24 protein-coding genes are annotated in these 18,145 nt (G+C 60.4%); 14 read left to right on the top strand and 10 right to left on the bottom strand.

What is annotated here, in order from left to right; translation table 11 throughout:
* Positions 1 to 21 precede the first annotated feature (21 nt).
* Positions 22 to 234 (top strand): DUF3820 family protein, encoded by a 213-nt coding sequence (locus ASF04_RS16190; protein ID WP_026636996.1) that lies wholly within the window; start codon positions 22 to 24, stop codon positions 232 to 234.
* Positions 235 to 238: 4 nt separating this feature from the next.
* On the opposite strand, the gene ASF04_RS16185 is transcribed toward ASF04_RS16190, so the two are convergent.
* From ASF04_RS16185 to ASF04_RS16175, 3 genes are all read right to left on the bottom strand, one after another.
* Positions 239 to 604 (bottom strand): glutaredoxin, encoded by a 366-nt coding sequence (locus ASF04_RS16185; protein ID WP_056143749.1) that lies wholly within the window; start codon positions 602 to 604, stop codon positions 239 to 241.
* 63 nt (positions 605 to 667) lie between these two features.
* Positions 668 to 1,264: a YSC84-related protein gene (locus ASF04_RS16180; protein ID WP_056143746.1), complete on the bottom strand. Its 597-nt coding sequence runs from the start codon at positions 1,262 to 1,264 to the stop codon at positions 668 to 670.
* 136 nt (positions 1,265 to 1,400) lie between these two features.
* A complete protein-coding gene (locus tag ASF04_RS16175; protein WP_056143743.1) occupies positions 1,401 to 2,333 on the bottom strand; it encodes a LysR family transcriptional regulator in 933 nt (310 codons plus the stop codon).
* Positions 2,334 to 2,505: 172 nt separating this feature from the next.
* Between ASF04_RS16175 and ASF04_RS16170 the strand changes: the two genes are divergently transcribed.
* The 7 genes from ASF04_RS16170 (at position 2,506) to ASF04_RS16140 (ending at position 7,908) form a co-directional block, all read left to right on the top strand.
* Positions 2,506 to 3,207, top strand: coding sequence for a pirin family protein (locus ASF04_RS16170; RefSeq protein ID WP_056143740.1), 702 nt, complete (start codon positions 2,506 to 2,508; stop codon positions 3,205 to 3,207).
* Positions 3,208 to 3,328: 121 nt separating this feature from the next.
* On the top strand, positions 3,329 to 3,982 hold the full coding sequence (ribA, locus tag ASF04_RS16165) for a GTP cyclohydrolase II (RefSeq protein WP_056143739.1): 654 nt from the start codon (positions 3,329 to 3,331) through the stop codon (positions 3,980 to 3,982).
* A gap of 28 nt (positions 3,983 to 4,010) precedes the next feature.
* Positions 4,011 to 5,516 carry a serine protease gene (locus ASF04_RS16160; protein WP_056143736.1) on the top strand — a complete coding sequence of 502 codons (1,506 nt, stop codon included), beginning with the start codon at positions 4,011 to 4,013 and terminating at the stop codon, positions 5,514 to 5,516.
* Positions 5,513 to 6,517, top strand: coding sequence for an FHA domain-containing protein (locus ASF04_RS16155; protein WP_056143733.1), 1,005 nt, complete (start codon positions 5,513 to 5,515; stop codon positions 6,515 to 6,517). Before ASF04_RS16160 ends, ASF04_RS16155 begins: the two co-directional genes overlap by 4 nt.
* Before the next feature lie 92 nt (positions 6,518 to 6,609).
* Positions 6,610 to 7,083: a hypothetical protein gene (locus ASF04_RS16150; protein WP_019920306.1), complete on the top strand. Its 474-nt coding sequence runs from the start codon at positions 6,610 to 6,612 to the stop codon at positions 7,081 to 7,083.
* Between the two features lie 145 nt (positions 7,084 to 7,228).
* Entirely contained in the window at positions 7,229 to 7,483 is a 255-nt protein-coding gene (locus ASF04_RS16145) for a type II toxin-antitoxin system Phd/YefM family antitoxin (RefSeq protein ID WP_056143730.1), read from the top strand.
* Complete coding sequence (locus ASF04_RS16140; protein ID WP_200931102.1) at positions 7,480 to 7,908, top strand: type II toxin-antitoxin system VapC family toxin; 429 nt, start codon at positions 7,480 to 7,482, stop codon at positions 7,906 to 7,908. The genes ASF04_RS16145 and ASF04_RS16140 overlap by 4 nt, the downstream gene beginning before the upstream one ends.
* Before the next feature lie 45 nt (positions 7,909 to 7,953).
* On the opposite strand, the gene ASF04_RS16135 is transcribed toward ASF04_RS16140, so the two are convergent.
* Positions 7,954 to 8,943 (bottom strand): diacylglycerol kinase family protein, encoded by a 990-nt coding sequence (locus tag ASF04_RS16135; RefSeq protein WP_056143727.1) that lies wholly within the window; start codon positions 8,941 to 8,943, stop codon positions 7,954 to 7,956.
* Between the two features lie 112 nt (positions 8,944 to 9,055).
* On the opposite strand from ASF04_RS16135, the gene ASF04_RS16130 reads away from it, so the two are divergent.
* The 4 genes from ASF04_RS16130 to ASF04_RS16115 are packed head-to-tail and all read left to right on the top strand — an operon-like array spanning position 9,056 to position 11,527.
* On the top strand, positions 9,056 to 9,550 hold the full coding sequence (locus ASF04_RS16130) for a GNAT family N-acetyltransferase (protein WP_229205073.1): 495 nt from the start codon (positions 9,056 to 9,058) through the stop codon (positions 9,548 to 9,550).
* Between the two features lie 33 nt (positions 9,551 to 9,583).
* Positions 9,584 to 10,057 carry a DUF695 domain-containing protein gene (locus ASF04_RS16125; RefSeq protein WP_056143724.1) on the top strand — a complete coding sequence of 158 codons (474 nt, stop codon included), beginning with the start codon at positions 9,584 to 9,586 and terminating at the stop codon, positions 10,055 to 10,057.
* Positions 10,054 to 10,524, top strand: a complete 471-nt coding sequence (locus ASF04_RS16120; protein WP_056143721.1) for a hypothetical protein — start codon at positions 10,054 to 10,056, stop codon at positions 10,522 to 10,524. The genes ASF04_RS16125 and ASF04_RS16120 overlap by 4 nt, the downstream gene beginning before the upstream one ends.
* 46 nt (positions 10,525 to 10,570) lie before the next feature.
* The gene (locus ASF04_RS16115) at positions 10,571 to 11,527 is read left to right on the top strand and encodes a hypothetical protein (protein ID WP_156368667.1); all 957 of its coding nucleotides are present in this window, start codon (positions 10,571 to 10,573) and stop codon (positions 11,525 to 11,527) included.
* Positions 11,528 to 11,593: 66 nt separating this feature from the next.
* On the opposite strand, the gene ASF04_RS16110 is transcribed toward ASF04_RS16115, so the two are convergent.
* A complete protein-coding gene (locus tag ASF04_RS16110; protein WP_056143716.1) occupies positions 11,594 to 12,205 on the bottom strand; it encodes a TetR/AcrR family transcriptional regulator in 612 nt (203 codons plus the stop codon).
* A 114-nt stretch (positions 12,206 to 12,319) separates the two neighbouring features.
* Here ASF04_RS16110 and ASF04_RS16105 point away from each other — a divergent pair, with 114 nt between their 5' ends.
* Positions 12,320 to 13,588, top strand: coding sequence for an MFS transporter (locus tag ASF04_RS16105; protein WP_056143712.1), 1,269 nt, complete (start codon positions 12,320 to 12,322; stop codon positions 13,586 to 13,588).
* A gap of 76 nt (positions 13,589 to 13,664) precedes the next feature.
* Entirely contained in the window at positions 13,665 to 15,284 is a 1,620-nt protein-coding gene (locus ASF04_RS26895) for an AIPR family protein (protein WP_082488812.1), read from the top strand.
* A gap of 31 nt (positions 15,285 to 15,315) precedes the next feature.
* On the opposite strand, the gene ASF04_RS16100 is transcribed toward ASF04_RS26895, so the two are convergent.
* From ASF04_RS16100 to ASF04_RS16080, 5 genes are read right to left on the bottom strand one after another with little or no spacing between them, the layout of a single operon-like run.
* Positions 15,316 to 15,615 (bottom strand): hypothetical protein, encoded by a 300-nt coding sequence (locus ASF04_RS16100; protein ID WP_056143708.1) that lies wholly within the window; start codon positions 15,613 to 15,615, stop codon positions 15,316 to 15,318.
* A complete protein-coding gene (gene ispF / locus ASF04_RS16095) occupies positions 15,615 to 16,103 on the bottom strand; it encodes a 2-C-methyl-D-erythritol 2,4-cyclodiphosphate synthase (protein ID WP_056143705.1) in 489 nt (162 codons plus the stop codon). The genes ASF04_RS16100 and ispF overlap by 1 nt, the downstream gene beginning before the upstream one ends.
* Positions 16,104 to 16,119: 16 nt before the next feature.
* Entirely contained in the window at positions 16,120 to 16,821 is a 702-nt protein-coding gene (gene ispD, locus ASF04_RS16090) for a 2-C-methyl-D-erythritol 4-phosphate cytidylyltransferase (protein WP_056143702.1), read from the bottom strand.
* 6 nt (positions 16,822 to 16,827) lie between these two features.
* Entirely contained in the window at positions 16,828 to 17,550 is a 723-nt protein-coding gene (locus ASF04_RS16085; protein ID WP_056143699.1) for a hypothetical protein, read from the bottom strand.
* Positions 17,551 to 17,554: 4 nt separating this feature from the next.
* A complete protein-coding gene (locus ASF04_RS16080) occupies positions 17,555 to 18,106 on the bottom strand; it encodes an NUDIX domain-containing protein (protein ID WP_056143696.1) in 552 nt (183 codons plus the stop codon).
* Between the last annotated feature and the right edge of the window lie 39 nt (positions 18,107 to 18,145).

Here is an 18,145-nt window from a genome sequence, read left to right as displayed (position 1 = left end):
GTTACCCCTGTATCATGCGGCATGAACTCTGAAAAACTTGCTTTGCTGGTCACGCGTGAAATGCCGTATGGGAAATACAAGGGGCGCAAGCTGGCGGATTTGCCTGGGCATTATCTGGGCTGGTTTGCGCGCGAAGGATTTCCTGCCGGGGAATTGGGAGCGTTGCTTGCCCTGATGTACGAGCTTGATCACAACGACTTGCGCAGCCTGCTTGATCCCCTGCGCCCGCGCTAGCTGATCAGGCAGTCAGCCGCGCGAACTCGCCGCTGGCGACCAGCGCTTGCAGCTCGCTGGCCCCGCCGATCAGCACGCCGTTGATGAACACCAGCGGAAACGTGGTCCAGCCGCTCCACAGCTTGAGCGCCAGGCGCGGCCGCCACTGCGAAAAATAATTGCCGTAGCTCAGATACTGGTACGGCACACCGAGGCCATCGAGGATCTTGCGCGCCTTGCGCGGAAACGGATTGAAGCCCATGCCGACCACCACGATCCTGTGGGCGGCCACGGCAGCCTCTACTTCGGCGACCAGTTCGCGGTGATAATTGTCCACCGTGCCACGGATGGCGGGATGGATGCGGGCTTGGTCCAGGATGTGACGGCTCATTGCGGCTACCTCGTTAGTGGTTCGGGACCACAGGGTAGCCGCAACACGCAGTCTCGCCAAGTGTTATAGATCGAGCTTGCTGATCTTGGTGCCTTCCAGGCTCAAATTGGCCATCAATCCCGCATTGGTCAGCACCAGCGCCTGTACCGGGCTGTTAATGCTGTTGGTGGCCACCTCGCCATTGGCGCCCACGTTGATCACTGCCACCGAGCCATCGACACCGGCGGTCCAGCCTTTGCTGTTGCGGAACTTGTCGAGCGCATCGCGGCTCATGAACAGGATCACCACCGCCTTCGACTGGGCCCCGGCCTGGAAGCCGACCGACAAGGTCGTCAGGCTGTAGTAGTTGACGGTCTGGCCGCCCGTGCGCAGCACGCCGCGGCCGTATTCGCCGCCCACCACCAGCCCGGCCGCCAGCACGTTGGGGAAGACCAGCACGCCGTTGGCCTTGCGCACCAGCTCGCGCGAACCCTTGACCTCCTTGTACAGGCGCTCGAGCGTGTCGTAGGCGCCGCGTTCGATATCGGTCTTGACGGCCGCCGGCTCGGTGCGGACGGCGCCGCCCGTTTGCGTGGTGGTGGTGCAACCGCTCAGCGCCAGGCCGGCCAGCGCCAGCGTGGCGGTAGCGGTCGCGCGTCTCAGAAAGCTCGATTTTTGCATGGTAGTCTCCTCGGGTAGGCAATACTGCAACAGTGCCTGCCGATTCTGTCACCTTTGCCGCGCCCACGCCAGAAGCACACAAACTGTGCCGCAGCGGTGCGTACCAATGACGCGACGGCTTGCGGGCCATGCCCTGTCAGACAGACAAGGCGTGGTGGGGCAGATGTTGCACCAGGCGCTCGGCCAGCCTGGCGGCGCGCATGCGCGCGATCCACCAGTTGAGGGCGGCGCCGTTCTCGCCGGTGCGCCAGGCTAGGTAGAACGTTTCGTCCGGCTTCGGTTCGGCTACCTGTTTTTCCACCAGCAAACCGGCAGCAATCGCCGCGCGGGCGCACGGCTCGGGCAGGAAGCCGAAACCCACGCCCGACAACTGGTATTGCAGCTTGGTTTTCATGTCCGGCACGCTCAGGGTGTCCTGCCCCAGCAGCAGGCCGACGGTGCGCGCCGCCATGCGCCGGGCCGAATCGGCCACGCTCACGGCGCGGTACTGCTGCAAGTGCGAGCGGTCGAGCTTTTCGTCGATGGCGGCCAGCGGGTGCGAGGGCGCCACCGCGAACACGAAACCGATCTTGCAGATCGGCTCGGACACATAACCGCCGCCGGCCGGCCCGTCGCCGGCTACGCCGACCAGCAAGTCGGCGCGGCGGTCGAGCAGCGCTTCCCAGGTACCCGATAACGCTTCCTGCACCACGCGCAGGCGGGTCTGCTGGGCCACCTGGTAGAACGCCTTCACATCCTCGAAGAACATGCAGGCCGAGAACATCGAATCGCTGCCAATGGCCAGCTCGGTCTCCCACCCCGACGCCACCCGCCGCACCCGGTGTTCGAGGTCTTGCGCGGCCTTGAGCAGGTAGCGCCCTTCCTTGAGCAGCTCGGCGCCGGCGGCGGTGAGCACCACGCGCGGGCCGTTGCGCTCGAACACCTGCACGCCCAGGTCATCCTCGAGCTTGCCGACCGTGTACGAGATGGTCGATGGTACGCGGTGCAGTTCCTTGCCGGCGGCGGAAAACGAACCACGGCGGTCGATGGCATCGACGATTTGCAGGGCTTCCAGGCTTAATCTGAGCATTCGATTTTTTCGATAATAGAGGGGTAATTTTTCCGTTTTTTAAATCGGCTTCCGAGGTCTATACTTTGATTCATGGATGCGGCGATAACGAAACGAACCAGCAAAACAGCGTTCAAAATTATCGCACATCACTCAATTAAATGAGTAACTACACAAGAAATGGAGCCCTATCATGTTGCAAATTCGTAAAAGTGAAGCCCGCGGTGCCGCCAACCATGGTTGGCTCGATTCCAAACACAGCTTCTCGTTCGGCAGCTACCATGATCCCGACCACGTCGGCTTCGGTCCCCTGCTGGTGATCAACGAAGACCGCGTGCAAGGCAGCCAGGGCTTCGGTACCCACGGTCACCGCGACATGGAAATCATCTCGTACGTACTGAGCGGCGCGCTCGAGCATAAGGACAGCATGGGCACCGGTTCGGTCCTGCACTACGGCGATGTCCAGCGCATGAGCGCCGGCACCGGGGTGCGCCACAGCGAGTTCAACCACAACGCCGACGAGAAAGTGCATTTCCTGCAAATCTGGATCCAGCCCAACCAGGTCGGCATTCCACCGAGCTACGAGGAAAAGAACTTCACCGTTGAGAGCAAACTGGGCACCCTGCGCCTGATCGCTTCCAGCGATGGCCGCGAAGGCTCGGTGCTGATCCACCAGGATGCCTCGATCTTCGCCACCATCCTGCGCAGCGGCGACGCCGTGGAGCACAAGCTGGCAGCCGGTCGCATTGCGTATGTCCACGTGATCCGGGGCGACGTGACGGTGAACGGCACCGCGCTCAAAGGCGGCGATGCGCTCAAGCTCACGGCAGAGGAACTGGTCACGCTCGGTAACGCCACCGATGCCGAAGTGCTGGTCTTCGATTTGCCTAACTAAGGGATACCGAGGGGCAGAAATATTTTTCCGCCAGTTTTGGTATGATGAAGGGCGCGCCGGGTCTGTCAGAACAGCCCGGCGCGCCTTTTTTACGTTATTTGAATAAGAATTGAGCATAGCTATGTCGCAGAGCGCAGAAATCCCGGTCCAGGATGAACTGGACTACATGACCTCGTGCGCGCTCCCTACCCCGTGGGCGCAGTTCACCTTGCACGCTTTTGTGGAGAAGGCAACGGGCAAGGAACACCTGGCCATGGTACTGGGCGACATCAGCAACGGCGCGCCGGTGCTGGCGCGCGTGCATTCCGAATGCCTGACCGGCGACGTGCTGTATTCGCAGCGCTGCGATTGCGGCGCCCAGCTCGAAGGCGCGCTCAAGCGTATCGCCGACGAAGGCCGTGGCGTGTTGCTGTACCTGCGCCAGGAAGGCCGTGGCATCGGCCTGGTCAACAAGATCCGCGCCTACCGCCTGCAAGAAGCCGGCGCCGACACCGTGCAGGCGAACGAGCAACTGGGCTTCAAGCCCGACCAGCGCACCTATGGCCTGGTCAAGCCGATGCTGGACCAGTTCGACGTGAAAAGCCTGCGCCTGATGACCAATAATCCGCGTAAGATCGACGCCATGACCAAGCTCGGCATCGAAGTGGCCGAACGCGTGCCGCTGCTGGTGAACCGCAATGCCTTCAACCAGCATTACCTGGACACCAAGGCCGCCAAGCTCGGACACATGATGAAGCCGCTCACACCGGCGCCGGTGGAAGACGGCGCGCTGTAGCATCAAGTATCAACCGTCCAGGAACTGCATGAAATTCACCGTAATTGTTGCTTCACTTGCCATGACCTGGGCCAGCGCCGGCGCGCTGGCAGCGCCAGCCAATACGCCAGCGGCAGCTCCCGCGAATGCGCCAGCCGCTGTGCCGGCTGCCCCTGCGGCGAAAGCCGCCCCGGCGGCGCCGCTCACGGCGGGTGCTGCTGGCAAGCCGACCGCTGCACCGGGTGCCCCCGGCGAGGTCGCCGCCACTGCCGACTCCGCGCCACTTCCACCGCCCTCGTCCGCCGCCCAGCACCTGTACGCCTCCGCCAAGAACGACATCCTGCAAGTGCGCTCGCTGCTTAAAAGCGGCCGCACGCAGTCGTCGGTGGGCTCCGGCTTTCTGATCGGCACCAGCAACCTGGTGGTGACCAACTACCACGTGGTCTCGCAATTCGCGCTCGACCCGGACACCTATGTCGGCGAATGGGTCGATACCAGCGGCAAGCGCGGCAACGTGGAACTGCTGGCGGTCGATGTGCTGCACGACCTGGCCGTGCTGCGCGTGAGCCGCAACGGCACCGGCTTCTTCAAGATGCCGGAAAAACTGGCCGGCCTGACCCAGGGCCAGTACCTGTATTCGATGGGCAATCCGCTCGACCTCGGCTTTGCGATTTCGGAAGGCGCCTACAACGGCGTGATCGCCCGCAGCTTTTATGACCAGCTGATGTTTACCGGTCCGATCAACTCCGGCATGAGCGGCGGTCCCAGCGTGACGGTGGATGGCTCGGTGGCCGGCATCAACGTGTCCAAGCGCCTCGACGGCGAGCTGGTCAGCTTCCTGGTGCCGGCCCGCTTTGCCCAGGACTTGCTGCGGAAAGTCGAGCAGCAACCGAAGCCGCCGGCCGACTTCAACGCCGTGGTGGCAAGCCAGTTGCTCAGCCACCAGCGCGCCATGGTCGATCAATTGCTGGCCACTCCTCTGAGCCTGAAACCGATGGGCCCGTACATGGTGCCGGTGCGCGAGTCCGAGCAGATGCGTTGCTGGGGCCGTTCGAGCGTGAAGGCCGACAAGCCGTTCACGGTGGATGACGCCAGTTGCGCGATGGAGTCGGCGATTTTCATCAGCGGCTCCCTGCAGACCGGCCAGATCAACATCCGCCACCAGTTCATGCGCAGTAACGGCCTCGACCAGTTGCGCTTTTCGCAGCTCGCTTCCGCGTCGTTCAAGAACGAGCACTTCGGCAGCTTCAAGGACAGCCGCCTGACCGGCCCCAACTGCACGGAAGACTTCGTCAAGAGCAAGGACGTGCCGCTGCGCGCGGTGCTGTGCGTGCGCGCCTACCGCAAGTTCGCCGGCCTGTACGACTTCGCCCTGCTCACCGCCGCCACCGACCAGGGCGCGATGAGCCTGCAAAGCCGGCTCGACGCACGCGGCGTTTCCTACGACAACGGCATGCGCCTCACGCAAGTATTCCTCAATTCCTTCTCGGCTTCCCCACCTGTGGCGCCCAAGAAAACCGTGCCGGCCAAGCCGGCAGCCGGAGATGCACGATGACCGCCCCGTACTTCATCGAAATCCTGGCGCGCAACGGCGACGTGCTGCACCGGCACAAGGTGGCATCGCTACCGATCCGCATCGGCCGTGGCTACGACAACGACGTCATCCTCGACGACGCCCACAGCGCCGCATCGCACGCGATCGTGGACCTGGACGAGAACGGCAAGCTGCTGCTGTGCGACCTCGGCAGCAAGAACGGCACCTTCGCCCACGGCAAGCGCGCCGATGGTGCTGGCGTCGTCGTCGAGGGCAATACCGTGGTGCGCCTGGGCCACACGCGCCTGCGCATCCGTTCGGCCGACTTCCCGGTGCCGGCCGAAGTGGCCGACACCACCATGCACGGCTGGGAAGGCACGGTGCCGGCGTCCATCGGCCTGGCGCTGATCGCCGTGTTCAGCTGCATCGGTACGTGGATTTCCGACATCGAACCATTCGCCCTGATCCGCTACCTGCTGGTGCTGGCGTCTAGCCTGGGCCTGGGCCTGCTGTGGGCCGGCGCCTGGGGCCTGGCCAACCGCCTGTTCGGCAGCCATGCGCGCATGGGCCGCCACCTGTTCATCCTCGGCAGCAGCATGGCAGCCGTGTTCATCTGGCGCGCGCTCAGCAACGTCATCGCCTACGCCTGGTCGGCCGAAGTGTTCACCCGTTACGGCAGCCTGGTCACGCTGGCCATCGTGTGCGCGATGCTGTTCTTCCACCTCATTACCATCAAGCCGCACCACCCGCGCCGCTTCGCCATCACGGCGTGGGTGATGCTGGTGGTCGGTTCGGCGCTGTCGCTGCTCAACAATGCGCAATCGACGGGCCGCACGTCCGACGAGCTGTACATGTCGGTGCTGCTGCCGCCCGAACTACGGCAAAGCCCGGATCGCAACCTCGAGCAATTCCTCACCAATGCTGCCAAGCTCAAGGAAGGCGCGGATGCAGCGCGGGCGCGTTCGGTCAGGGACGGTTTTGGCGACGGCGATGACGACAGCGATGGCGAGGTGACCGACTAATCAGTGTCGGCAAGGCAAGGAGACGGCGCTTGTGTGAGCGGTGGGCTATATTGATGTCGATTCGACCATCATTTAACTCACCGGGAAACCACATGACTATCCGCAGCCTGCTCTCCTCCGTCCTGATCGGCGCTGTCGCCAGCGCCCGTTCGATGACCCCGATGGCTACCATCGCCGCCGCCCGCCTGGCTGGCCGCCGTACCCCGGGCGAGCTGTTCCTGCTTGACCGCCCGATCTTCAAATTCGGCGCGCTGGCCATGGGCGCTGGCGAACTGTACGGCGACAAAATGAAGACCGCCCCCGACCGCACCGTCGCCCTGGGCCTGATCGCCCGCGTCGCCAGTGCCGGCATCGCCGGCGCCGCCCTCGCTCCCAAGGGCCGCGAAGGCGCGGGCGCCGCAGTGGCCGTCGCCACCGCCGTGCCGATGGCCTACCTGACGCTTGCCGGCCGCAAGCAAGGCATGGCCCGCATCGGCCAGACCCGCAGCGGCCTGATCGAAGATGCGCTGATTGTCGCAGCGGGAATTGCGATCGTGGCGCTGGCGACGAGTTCCAACAAGGAATAACAGGAGCGGCGGGCGCTGGTGCCTGCCGGTTTGCTGCGATGCATTGCCATTCCGGCAAGCGCATGGCAATTTCGTCGTAATCTACGCTAGCAATCTGCCGGCCATGTAGTAACATGACTACATTAGCACGGTACGAGGTATTGCCATGAATATCACCACCATATCCAGTCGCGACTTCAACCAAGGAGTGAGCGAAGCAAAACGCGCCGCGAATGGCGGCCCGGTATTCATCACTGATCGTGGCCGGCCGGCCCACGTGCTGCTGAGTTTTGAAGATTACCAAAGGCTCACCAAGCAGCGACGCAACATTGCCGATGCGTTGGCGATGCCCGGTATCGCCGACATCGAATTTGATCCGCCCCCTGCAACCATCGATACGCTGCCGGCTGATTTCTCATGATGTTTATTCTCGACACCAATGTGGTGTCCGAATTGCGTAAAGTGAGTCATGGCAAAGCCGATACCAATGTGACGGCTTGGATAGAAAGCGTTGATGCGGGCGACCTCTTTGTGTCGGCCATCACCGTACTGGAACTGGAATTTGGCGTACTGTCGATAGAACGTAAGGATGCCATTCAAGGAACACTGTTGCGCCGCTGGCTGGAGGAGTACGTACTGCCCGAGTTCTCGGGACGTACACTGCCGGTCGATACCGCCGTAGCACTACGCTGCGCCCGACTTCATGTTCCCGACAAACGAAGCGAACGCGACGCGCTCATCGCCGCAACCGCCCTTGTACATGGCATGACAGTGGTTACCCGAAACGCCAGCGATTTCAAACCCACGGGGGTGAACGTTTTTAATCCATGGACTGCGTCAAAGTGACGGTTGGCGGACCGGCAACGACTTGGCAGGGATCGCCTGAGACGCTTAATGGGCGACGGCCGACTTGGGCTCGGGCTTTAACAACAGCAACTGCTCATCCATCACGTGGATTTCCAGAGGGTTGTCCATCATGGTGATCTCGCCGTCGGTGGCGACCTTGACCTGGCGCCGCCGCGACAGGCTGCGCACTTGCACTTCCATCTGTTTGAAACTGAAGGTGGTCAGCTCGTCCGCCTGGTTCAGCCGCCCCATCCGGCCCAGCGCGCCGTGCAGCATCAGCCACAACATGCCCAGCTTGCCCTTGGTACGCGGCGCCACAGCCGCCAGGCGGCCATCTTCGAGCGCATCGCTCAGCGGGGGAATACCGATCTGCTCCATTTGCAGGCGGTTATTACCGACGAAAAAAGTGGCGGTACGCAGGCGTTGCGGCTTGCCGTCGATCTGCAGCACCAGGCGCAATCGTTGATGAGGACTGAGCAGCGTCTTCAGGGCCGAGAGCGCCGCCACCAGTCGGCTGCGGCCGAACTGCTTCTTGTCCGCTTCGCGTTCTTCCAGCATTTTCGGATACAGGCCGATGCTGGCGTTGACCAGGAATACCCGGTCATTGATCACCCCGACCTGCACCGGATGCACGCGCGCAGCCAGCAGCGCGTGCACCGCCTCGCTCAAGTCTTCGGGGATGCCATGGGTGCGGCCGAAATAATTGAAGGTTCCCTGCGGCAGCACACCGAACTGGCAACCATGCGCCACCGCCTGCCGCGCCACCGCGTTGATCGTCCCATCTCCGCCGGCGGCCACCAGCACGCCGCCGCTGTCGGCCGCCTGCTTGGCCAGCCTGGCGGCGATCTCGTCAATGGTGCCGGGCTCGTCGATCATGGTCAGTTCGAAATGCCGGCCGGCCTGGCGCAGAACGGTCTCGATGGTGGAGCGGCGTTCGTCGGTCTCCGAATGGCCGGAGCCGGCGTTAAGGGCGATGAAAAAAGTGGCGTCGTGCGGGGCAGCGGTAGCTGTCATGGCGTGGGTCAGGTTGATCATGCATCACCGGTCTGGTGCGGATGATCATTGTAACGTTGACATTAACACGGTAGATGTTTCATTGGTGTTTGGAAATAATTAGAGCGCCGTGGCGGGGTTAGCCAGTATTCTTATGGCTTCGATTAAAAATTCGTGGGGGCGATGTGGACATTACAAGCGACAGCCTATTGCATTCAACACCGTCGGCTACGGCTTTCGCACCATGTTCCGGCAAGCCAACACCAACGATATTGCCGCAATGTCGCATATCCGCCTGTCCGTTACGGAAAATGTCCTGTCCGACCCGAATCGTATTACAAGGGCGATGTACGAAGACTTCCTGGAAGCGGCTGGGCGCGGCTGGGTTGCCGAGAGAGACGGAAAAATTATCGCATTCTGCTACGCTGCCAAGGCGGATGGCTCCATTTGGGCATTGTTCGTGCGACCGGGCCACGAGGGGCAAGGACTGGCCAAATCCTTGCTCGGCCTAGCCGTCAATTGGTTATTCGACAGCGGCCATGAGCGCGTTCATTTGAGCACTGGCGCCAACACCAGGGCAGACCGATTTTACGCGGCTCAGGGGTGGGCGCGTAGCCCGTTAGCGACACCGAAATCGCTTATTATTTGACTAAGCCCACCTTGATTTGATGACGCCTGAACGATGAAAAGCAAAATTGAAACGCCTGGACGTATTGTTCGCACCTTAAAGGACGGCCTGCCGATTCTCTGGACGTATGTTCCGGAGATGCCGGATGTCGATACTCGGACCGCCATGCCCTGGCTGACAGTGGTTGGATGGGAATACGACGGCGCGGCCGGACAAGGCATGCCCGGCACGGAAGAAAACCAGCATATGTTAAAGCTCGAGGCCGCGCTGGCGAAAGTCGAGCTTGGCGGATTTTGCATGGAAGTCTATCGCCGGATCGGCGCCGGTCTCAGGGAGTTCGTGCTTTATATCCATGATCGTGACCAGTTCATGCACGAATTCAATCGCTGCGTTGCGGAAGATCCGCGCTATCCGATCGCGATCAATTTTTATCGGGACGAAGCATGGTCCGAGCTACAAGACCTGATCGACGAATTCGAGGCAGCGGCTCCCGCAAATCAGGGTAGCGCCTCCTCACCGATTCCATGAAGTCCGTTCATCTCTATCTCGCAGCGCTCGTCGCCATTCTTCTGCAACCATTGATCGGCCTGTTTACGCTGTTCCCGTTCTGGAAACTCGAGCTGCCGCCGCTTGAGGTGTTCCTTTTTTACTTGATGGCGGTTCTGCTGGTAGCAGGCCTGGCGGTCATGTTGTTTGGTGTGCCCTGCTTCGGCATGTTGTACAGAACCGAAAAGCTCGGGTTTCTGAGCCTGAGCGGCTCCGGCGCCTTGATTGCCGCACTGCCCTACCTTGTGCTTGGCTTCCCTCGATCTATCGACGGCTACACGGCAAATGGAACATGGCATGGGGACACGGCGAAACTTTTTGCGAATGGCGAACCGATGGTCATGGCCTGGTTGAACTATGCCGAGTCCGCGTTGAACTTCGGCATCCACGGTTTTTCTTGCGGCGTGGTTTTTTATCTGTTTTGGCGAAATTATGGAATACCCTCATAAAAAAATGCACAGCGCAGCGCGCAAGAGAAATGTATTTGCAGGATTCGTGGCGCTGGTCATCGCGGCCTATTACTGTTATTTCAACACGGCGTTTGTCGCCAACGACTACGGCAGCTATCGCCCCGTGTGGCCGTTGCTGCTGGACGTACTGGTGTTCGTGCCGCTGGTGTATTACATTATTTTCCGCCCCGCGCCCAAACAGCTGCTGACGGCCTCGGCCGCGATCGCGGCGGGCGGTTTGCTGATCGGCCGTCTGCTCTCTTACGGGCAGGACACGGGCCTGGCGAAGTATTCGCTGATATTGATTGCGGCGGAGGTGGCGTTGGAGCTGTATCTGCTGGCGCTGTTGGTGCCGCGCGTGCGGCAGATGCTGCGCACCAGCAGCAATATCGACGCGGTGATGGAATCAGCAGTGCGCAGCAAGATCGCCCTGTTCGAGGTGCGGATCTGGTACTACGCGCTGTTCATGCGCGATGGCAGCCGCCTGCAATTCCGTGGCGAGCAGCACTTCCGCTACGACACCAATAACGGTAATGCATCGAACCAGTTCGGCATGATCATGATGATGCTGTTCGAAATGCCGCTGTCGCACGTGCTGCTGTATTTCACGGTAGAGGAGTCATGGGTGGCCTGGACCGTCACCTTGCTGACCTTGTGGGGGCTGTTGTATTTTGTCGCCGAGTACCGGGCCACCCGCTGGCGCCCGATCTCGCTCGACGGCAATGCGCTGATCGTACGCAGCGGCGTGCTGGCCGCCGACCGCGTGGTGCCCTATGCCATGGTAGCGTTGGTCGATACCTGCACCGACGACGTGCGCCGCCAGCCGGGCATCCTGCGATTCCGTCAGATGGGCCTGCTCAATGTGCGGGTGCAACTGCGCGAAGGCAGCGTGTTGCCCAACCTCTGGGGGCGCCTGACGCCGGTATCGGCCATTTATCTCAGTCTCGACCAGCCGGGCCAATTTATCGACGCACTGCGCACCCGCACCGCAGCGCCACGATAGGTGCCGGCCGGCCCGGTTCATCGACTTTCCGGGCGTTTACGGCAATGGCGTGAAGGCAAGCCGGCACTAGCCCGGCCAACCGCGCAACACATGATCGACCACCTCCTGCAGCTGCCGGCGCGAGGCGCCGGCAGCTGATTGCACGGCCATGCCGTTCGATACCGTCATCACGTAGCGCGCCATCTGGCCCGGACAGCAGTCGGCCGGTAGGTCGCCCTCGTCGCGCGCCTGCTCCAGGCGCTGCTTCAACCGCGCTTCGCTCAGGGCCCGGCGCTCGATCAGCGACGCGCGGATCGGTAGCGCGTCGTCGCTGCACGCTAGCGCGCCGTTGATAACCAGGCAGCCTTGCGGGTTGTCGGCTTCGGTCTGGGCGTCGGCGTTGCCGCGCAAAAAATGCTCGACCACGGCGCGCGCGGTCGGCAGCTGCAAGGCGGCGTTGAACAGTGGGTCGTGGGTGGCGCCGTAACGTTCCAGCGCTAGGCGGAACAGGTTTTCCTTGTTGCCGAACACGGCGTACAGGCTGGGCCGGTTCATGCCCATCGCCTCGGTCAGCTCCGGCAAGGAACTGCCTTCGTAGCCTTTTTCCCAGAATACCTTCATCGCCTTGTCGAGCGCCGTATCGGCGTCGAAGGTGCGCGGGCGTCCGGTCTTGCGGGTGGTGGATGCGGATTCTTTCATACCATTCGGTTAAAAACTCGTTGACAGCAAGCAGCAGTGGATTCATTATGAACCGACCAGTAAAAAACTCAAGCGTTTTTACGGACCTGCTCAACCCACCCGGAATCCCATATTATGCAACAGACTTCCACTGCCCAGGCTTTGCCTGCGGACGCCTTGCCCGATCCTGTAACTGATCCTGCACCCGATCCCGCATTCATCCCGCCCACCCGCGCCGCCTGGCTGGCCGTGCTGTCGGTCGGCATCGGTTCGTTCGCGCTGGTGACCACCGAGTTTCTTACGGTCGGCCTGCTGCCATCGATTGCGGCCGAGCTGCGCATCTCGGAGGGCACGGCAGGCATGATGGTCACCCTGCCCGGCATCATTGCTGCGTTTGCGGCCATCCTGGTTACCATCGCCATCGGCAAGACCGACCGCCGCTATGTGATTGCCGGTCTCACTACCACGCTGATCATCTCCAACCTGATCGTGGCCTTCAGCGATTCGTTCACCCTGATCCTGCTGGCGCGTGCGCTGCTCGGCGTAGGCGTCGGCGGTTTCTGGGCCATCGGCGGCGCCATCGGCACGCGGCTGGTGTCGGCGCCCTATGCAGCGCGGGCGACGTCGATTATCTTTGCCGGCGTCTCGGTGGGCACGGTGGCCGGGGTGCCGGCCGGCGCGCTGCTGGGCGAGATCGCCGGCTGGCGCGCGGCCTTTCTCGCCACCGGCGCGGTCGGCATGGTGGTGCTGGTGCTGCAACTGGCGCTGATGCCCAGCCTGCCGGCTGCCGGCTCGCTGACATTCCGCCAGGTGCCGGAACTATTGCGTATCAAGAAGGCGCGCCTGGGCATGGCGGTGACCTTGCTGGTATTTATCGGCCAGTTCTCGGCCTACACGTATGTGACGCCATTCCTGGTGCAGGTGGCGCAGCTCGGTGCGGGGGTGATCAGCGCGCTGTTCCTGGCGTATGGCGTGGCGGGCTTTATCGGCAACCTGCTCGGCGGCTGGCTGGTGGCGCGCAGCGTGCGGCGGTCGTTTATGACCGTGGGACTGGTGATCGGGCTCTCGACCCTGGCGCTGCCGCTGGTGGGCACGTCGCTGGCGGGCGTGGTGCTGCTGATCGTGACCTGGGGACTGGGTTTTGGCATGATGCCGATTTCGGTGCAGAGCTGGATGTTCAAGGCGGCGCCGCATGCGATGGAGAGTGGCGGCGCGGTGTTCGTCTCGACGGCGCAGGTGGCGCTGGCGGGCGGCGCGCTGGTCGGCGGCATCGTGGCCGATCACCTGGGGGTGTCGGGCGTGATGATTGCCGGCGGTGCTTTTGCGCTGGCGATGGCGCTGGTGATCTGGCGGTTCGGGGATGAGGATGGCGGGCCGTCGGTGAAGTTGGCGGCGGTACATTGACTGCCAATCCAAAAAATTGCACAACCAAGTAGTTCCATGAGACAATTAAATTAACATAAATTCTTATTGGATAACTATGAGTGTAATCCTCACCACGCGAATTAAAAATCATATCGAATCGTCGTTGCAAGACCTTCTCTTCCTTAAAGATACTGCCGGTGATTTAAGTAAAATGTATTCAAGAGGATTAGTAGCAATTTGCCTCTCTGGACTAAGCGGACAACCTTACAAAAATATAGTTGATTTCATTATTGATGGCTCTAAAGATAATGGAATTGATGGAGCGTTCTACGACCCTGCACGCAATAAATTATACCTGGTCCAAGCAAAATGGTCTGCCAAAGGGACCGGAACTATCGACACCGGCGAGATAAGAAAATTCATCGCTGGCGTATATGATTTATTAAATGAGGATTGGAAAAAATTTAATTCACGCATGGGCTCAATCAGCCCTCAAATAGCCGTTGGAATTAGGAGTGACCCGCAAATTGTTTTGGTAGCCGCATTTAACAGCGAGAACCCTATTAGCGGAGAATGTCAATCCATCATTGATGACTTTCTGAACGAAAACAATGGCGATGCACAGGAGGTTGTCACCTTCAAATCCTTTAATCTTCGCAACCTTATTCGAACAATAAAAAGCGCAAAGTCCGGTGCAAAAACTGACATTGACGTCAATTTACTTCAATGGGGTGACCAAAAAGATCCTTACTATTCAGTCTATGGCAAAGTATCTTGCGCAGATATTGCTGAATGGCATAAAGAGCATGAGGACCTCCTTTTTACCGAAAATATCCGTTCTGCTTTATCTGATAGTGAGATCAACGCTCACATAGAAGAAACACTAATTAATTCACCAACCGAATTTTGGTATCTAAACAATGGCATTACGGCCATTGCTGACTCTATTTCGAGAAAACCAATTGGTTTGGGTGACCAGAAGGATAGTTCGTATTGGAGCGTTGGAAATATAAAAATTGTCAACGGCGCGCAGACTACTTCTTCTATCGCTCGTGCCTATTTAAAATCTCCATCAGAAGTTAAAAAGGGCTACGTTCAAATTAAAATCATATCGCTTGATAAGGCCCCCATTGATATTGCAAATAAAATCACAACTGCAACGAATACTCAGAATCGCGTGGAACCCAAGGATTTCCTTGCTCTTGAGGCTGTTCAAGATGGTATTGCAGAGGCTTTTAGCGCTATGGGAGTACAGTATTGCTATCGACGCGGTGAAAAGGTGCGAGACAAAACAAAAGGATTAGACGTTCAAGAACTGGCTATGACAATCGCAATATGCGGCGAAAATGTGGCTAGTGTAGTAGTCGCAAAGAGAAATGCAGGCTCGCTTACCGACCCTAACGGTCACTATCAAAAACTCTTCGACCGAAATATAGTCGCAAAGGACATGTGGGCAGATGTCCAGAAGCATCGTCTCGCATCTGAAGCAATTTCAAACTTTATGAAAGATAAAACTGGCCGAGATGAACAACTTGCTGTACATGGCAACAGATTTATTGAACATTTGATGTTGCGTTCCGGAACAAAAAAAATTAACTCGATTGAAGTTGGAAAAATTCACTCTGAATTAAAAAATATCATTGAGGAAAATTACAAAGATTGCTATCTTGCGGTTTTATTTAAAAATGCAAAAAAATGCTCGGCCATTCGAGAGATTTATTTTAAAAGAATATAAGTTCCGATAAAACATTTAATTTTATCTCATTTTAAATGCGCCCGCGCCGGAACTCGGCCAGGAACGCCTTGGTCTGTTTCGGCGACAACACCTGCACCGCGTCGCCATGCCACGCATACATGTATTGGTGGCCGCGCCGGTCCGTCAGCTTGGCGTCAAGCAGGAAGCACGTACCCAGCGGGTATGTCTCCAGGTCTTTCAACCGATGCGAACATTGCACCAGCAGCTCCGGCGAAAACGCCTGGCCCGGCACCGGGTGGATTTCCACCGCCGCTCCGCGCTGCACCGAGTGCACCGCCACCTGGCGGTAGGCGTAAATGTCGCGCGCCATCAGTCTGCCAGCAGCAAGGCCACCGCTTCGGCGGCGATGCCTTCTTCGCGGCCCAGGTAGCCGAGCTTTTCATTGGTCTTGGCCTTGATGTTCACCTGGCCGATGTCCACGCCCAGGTCCTCGGCGACGTTGGCGCACATGGCGGCGATGTGCGGCGCCATCTTCGGCTTCTGGGCGATGATGGTCGCGTCGATATTGCCGATGCGGTAGCCGGTGGCGGCCACGCGGCGCGCGGCTTCCTTGAGCAGGGTGCGCGAGTCGGCGCCCTTGAACTGCGCGTCGGTGTCCGGGAAATGCTTGCCGATGTCGCCCAGCGCGGCGGCGCCCAGGATGGCGTCGGTGATCGCGTGCAGCAGCACGTCGGCGTCCGAGTGGCCCAGCAGACCAAGATGGTGCGGGATGTCGACGCCGCCGATGATCAGCTTGCGGCCTTCGACCAGTGCGTGGCAATCGTAGCCCTGGCCGATGCGGAATGGTAATTTGCTCATAGATTCTTTCAATGGTTTATTCGGTGGCAGCCAGGTACATCTCGGCAATGCGGATGTCTGCCGGCAGCGTGACTTTGAGATTGCGGGGATGGCCTTCGATCAGCCGCGGCGACAGTCCCAGCATCTCGACCGCGCTGGCGTCGTCGGTGATGGCGTTGGCGTCCGGGGCGCTGCCAAGTGCCCGCAGCAGCAGCGCGTAGCTGAACATCTGCGGCGTTTGCGCCAGCCACAGGCCGGTGCGCGGCACGGTGGCAACCTGATCGCCGCTGCGCTTGACGGTATCGACTACCGGCAAGGCCAGCAAGCCTCCTGCCGGATGGTCGCCCACGCCCTGCACCAGTTTTTCGATCAGCGCCGGCGTCAAACCCGGACGGGCGGCGTCATGCACCATTACCAGGTCGGTATCAGACAGTTGGCCGTGCAGCGCGCGCAGGCCATTCAGCACGGAATCCATGCGGGTGGCGCCGCCGCAGCGCAGCACCGTCACGCCGTCGAGGCCCGGCGGCACCACGGCGTCGATCTGGCCGTCCTCAAGACTGACCACCACGTAGGTGTGGGCGATGAGCGGACTGGCGCGGAATGCGTCCACCGCGTGGCGCAGCAGCGGTTTGCCGCCGACCGGCAGGTATTGTTTGGGGCCGTTGGCGGCCATGCGCGCGCCGACGCCGGCGGCGGGCAGCAAGGCAAAATAGCGGGGGGATTGATTGGTGTCGGTCATGTAGTTCTATTGTTTGCGGCGGCGCTGTTCGATGATGCGGCGGATATCGCCGTTGCAGGTCTCGGCCAAGCGCGCGTATTCCTGCGGGGTGTCGATTTTAGCCTGTTCCACGTTGCCCTTGTCGAATTCCGCCTTGATGAACGGGAACCAGATGCTGTTGATCTCGTGCTGCAGCGCCGATTGCGCGGTGCCCGACGGCGCGTACAGCGGCCTGGCGTCAAAGCGCTTTTCCAGCGCCGCGCGCACCACTTTTTCCACCCGCACCAGGTTGTCCATGTACGCCTTCAAGTGGCGCTGCTCGTGCTCGAGAATGACGTTATAGGCGCAGGTGCCGGGCGCGAACTCGTTGCCGACGTAGATCAGCACCGGCGCATAATTAAGCTTGAGCTCTACCTTGGGGGCCACGCACTCGTAGCCGCTCACGGGGTCCTGCAACATCGGCCCGCCCAGCGTGGCCGAATACTGCGCGCGCGTCACCGTCAAACCCAGCGTTTCGCGGCGGCCGTCGATGCTGCCGGTCTTCAGGGTCAGCGCGCGGTATGGCAGCTGGTTGTTGATGGTGAATCCGTTGTTCTTGCTGGAGAGGACAGAGATGGTCTTGCTGATCGTGTCTTCGCAGCGGATCTGGAACGGCGTGCGGGCAGCTGCCGCAGCGGCGGCAGGCGCCGGCACCAGCACGCCGGCGGCGCCGGGCACCGCCAGCATCAACATGAGCGCCAGCACGCGCATGCGGTCAGCCCAGCTTCCAGTCGCCGGCGCGCAGCTTGTCGAGCCAGAACGCGCCGATCACGGTTTTCACGTCGGTCACTTTGCCTTCGCGCACCCATTGCAGCAGGTCGTCGAGCGGCGCGGTAAACAGTTCGAGGAATTCGCCGTCGTCGAGCTTTTGTTCGCCCGCGACCAGGCCGCGCGCCAGGTAGATGTCGAGGTGTTCGTCGGCATAGGCAATCGCGTTGTGGATGGTGCAGACGTACTGCCAGTCGGTGGCGGTATAGCCGGTTTCTTCGACCAGTTCGCGCTTGGCGCAATCGAGCGGGTCTTCGTTGGGATCGAGTTTACCGGCCGGGAATTCGATGAAGGCGCGGTGCAGCGGATAGCGGAACTGGTTTTCCAGCAGGACCTGGCCATCGTCGAACACGGGCAGGATCACGACCGCGCCCGGATGCTTGATGTACTCGCGCACGGCGTGGCGGCCATCGGGCAGTTCGATATTATCGCGTTGGACTTTGAGGAAGTGGCCATCGTAGGCCAGTTCGCCATCGAGGCGGGTTTCGGTCAGATTCACGTGCTGCTCTCCAGGGGTTCGAAGAGCAACAGTGTATCA

The organism is Duganella sp. Leaf61 (genome assembly GCF_001421905.1).
In the GTDB taxonomy this organism is placed as follows: Bacteria; Pseudomonadota; Gammaproteobacteria; order Burkholderiales; family Burkholderiaceae_D; genus Rugamonas; species Rugamonas zoogloeoides.
The sequence above is the reverse complement of the archived record's forward strand: the minus strand, read 5'-3'. Positions and strand labels throughout refer to the sequence as shown.

What these genes read in the sequence shown, in the direction of transcription:
- ASF04_RS16190 (WP_026636996.1), top strand. Translation starts at nt 22, where the DNA reads ATGAACTCTGAAAAACTTGCTTTGCTGGTCACGCGTGAAATGCCGTAT.
- ASF04_RS16105 (WP_056143712.1), top strand. Translation starts at nt 12,320, where the DNA reads ATGCAACAGACTTCCACTGCCCAGGCTTTGCCTGCGGACGCCTTGCCC.
- ASF04_RS16085 (WP_056143699.1), bottom strand. Translation starts at nt 17,550, where the DNA reads ATGCGCGTGCTGGCGCTCATGTTGATGCTGGCGGTGCCCGGCGCCGCC.
- ribA (WP_056143739.1), top strand. Translation starts at nt 3,329, where the DNA reads ATGTCGCAGAGCGCAGAAATCCCGGTCCAGGATGAACTGGACTACATG.
- ASF04_RS16135 (WP_056143727.1), bottom strand. Translation starts at nt 8,943, where the DNA reads ATGATCAACCTGACCCACGCCATGACAGCTACCGCTGCCCCGCACGAC.
- ASF04_RS16175 (WP_056143743.1), bottom strand. Translation starts at nt 2,333, where the DNA reads ATGCTCAGATTAAGCCTGGAAGCCCTGCAAATCGTCGATGCCATCGAC.
- ispF (WP_056143705.1), bottom strand. Translation starts at nt 16,103, where the DNA reads ATGAGCAAATTACCATTCCGCATCGGCCAGGGCTACGATTGCCACGCA.
- ASF04_RS16185 (WP_056143749.1), bottom strand. Translation starts at nt 604, where the DNA reads ATGAGCCGTCACATCCTGGACCAAGCCCGCATCCATCCCGCCATCCGT.
- ASF04_RS16100 (WP_056143708.1), bottom strand. Translation starts at nt 15,615, where the DNA reads ATGGCGCGCGACATTTACGCCTACCGCCAGGTGGCGGTGCACTCGGTG.
- ASF04_RS16140 (WP_200931102.1), top strand. Translation starts at nt 7,480, where the DNA reads ATGATGTTTATTCTCGACACCAATGTGGTGTCCGAATTGCGTAAAGTG.
- ASF04_RS16180 (WP_056143746.1), bottom strand. Translation starts at nt 1,264, where the DNA reads ATGCAAAAATCGAGCTTTCTGAGACGCGCGACCGCTACCGCCACGCTG.
- ASF04_RS16120 (WP_056143721.1), top strand. Translation starts at nt 10,054, where the DNA reads ATGAAGTCCGTTCATCTCTATCTCGCAGCGCTCGTCGCCATTCTTCTG.
- ASF04_RS26895 (WP_082488812.1), top strand. Translation starts at nt 13,665, where the DNA reads ATGAGTGTAATCCTCACCACGCGAATTAAAAATCATATCGAATCGTCG.
- ASF04_RS16170 (WP_056143740.1), top strand. Translation starts at nt 2,506, where the DNA reads ATGTTGCAAATTCGTAAAAGTGAAGCCCGCGGTGCCGCCAACCATGGT.
- ispD (WP_056143702.1), bottom strand. Translation starts at nt 16,821, where the DNA reads ATGACCGACACCAATCAATCCCCCCGCTATTTTGCCTTGCTGCCCGCC.
- ASF04_RS16160 (WP_056143736.1), top strand. Translation starts at nt 4,011, where the DNA reads ATGAAATTCACCGTAATTGTTGCTTCACTTGCCATGACCTGGGCCAGC.
- ASF04_RS16145 (WP_056143730.1), top strand. Translation starts at nt 7,229, where the DNA reads ATGAATATCACCACCATATCCAGTCGCGACTTCAACCAAGGAGTGAGC.
- ASF04_RS16155 (WP_056143733.1), top strand. Translation starts at nt 5,513, where the DNA reads ATGACCGCCCCGTACTTCATCGAAATCCTGGCGCGCAACGGCGACGTG.
- ASF04_RS16130 (WP_229205073.1), top strand. Translation starts at nt 9,056, where the DNA reads ATGGCTTCGATTAAAAATTCGTGGGGGCGATGTGGACATTACAAGCGA.
- ASF04_RS16125 (WP_056143724.1), top strand. Translation starts at nt 9,584, where the DNA reads ATGAAAAGCAAAATTGAAACGCCTGGACGTATTGTTCGCACCTTAAAG.
- ASF04_RS16110 (WP_056143716.1), bottom strand. Translation starts at nt 12,205, where the DNA reads ATGAAAGAATCCGCATCCACCACCCGCAAGACCGGACGCCCGCGCACC.
- ASF04_RS16150 (WP_019920306.1), top strand. Translation starts at nt 6,610, where the DNA reads ATGACTATCCGCAGCCTGCTCTCCTCCGTCCTGATCGGCGCTGTCGCC.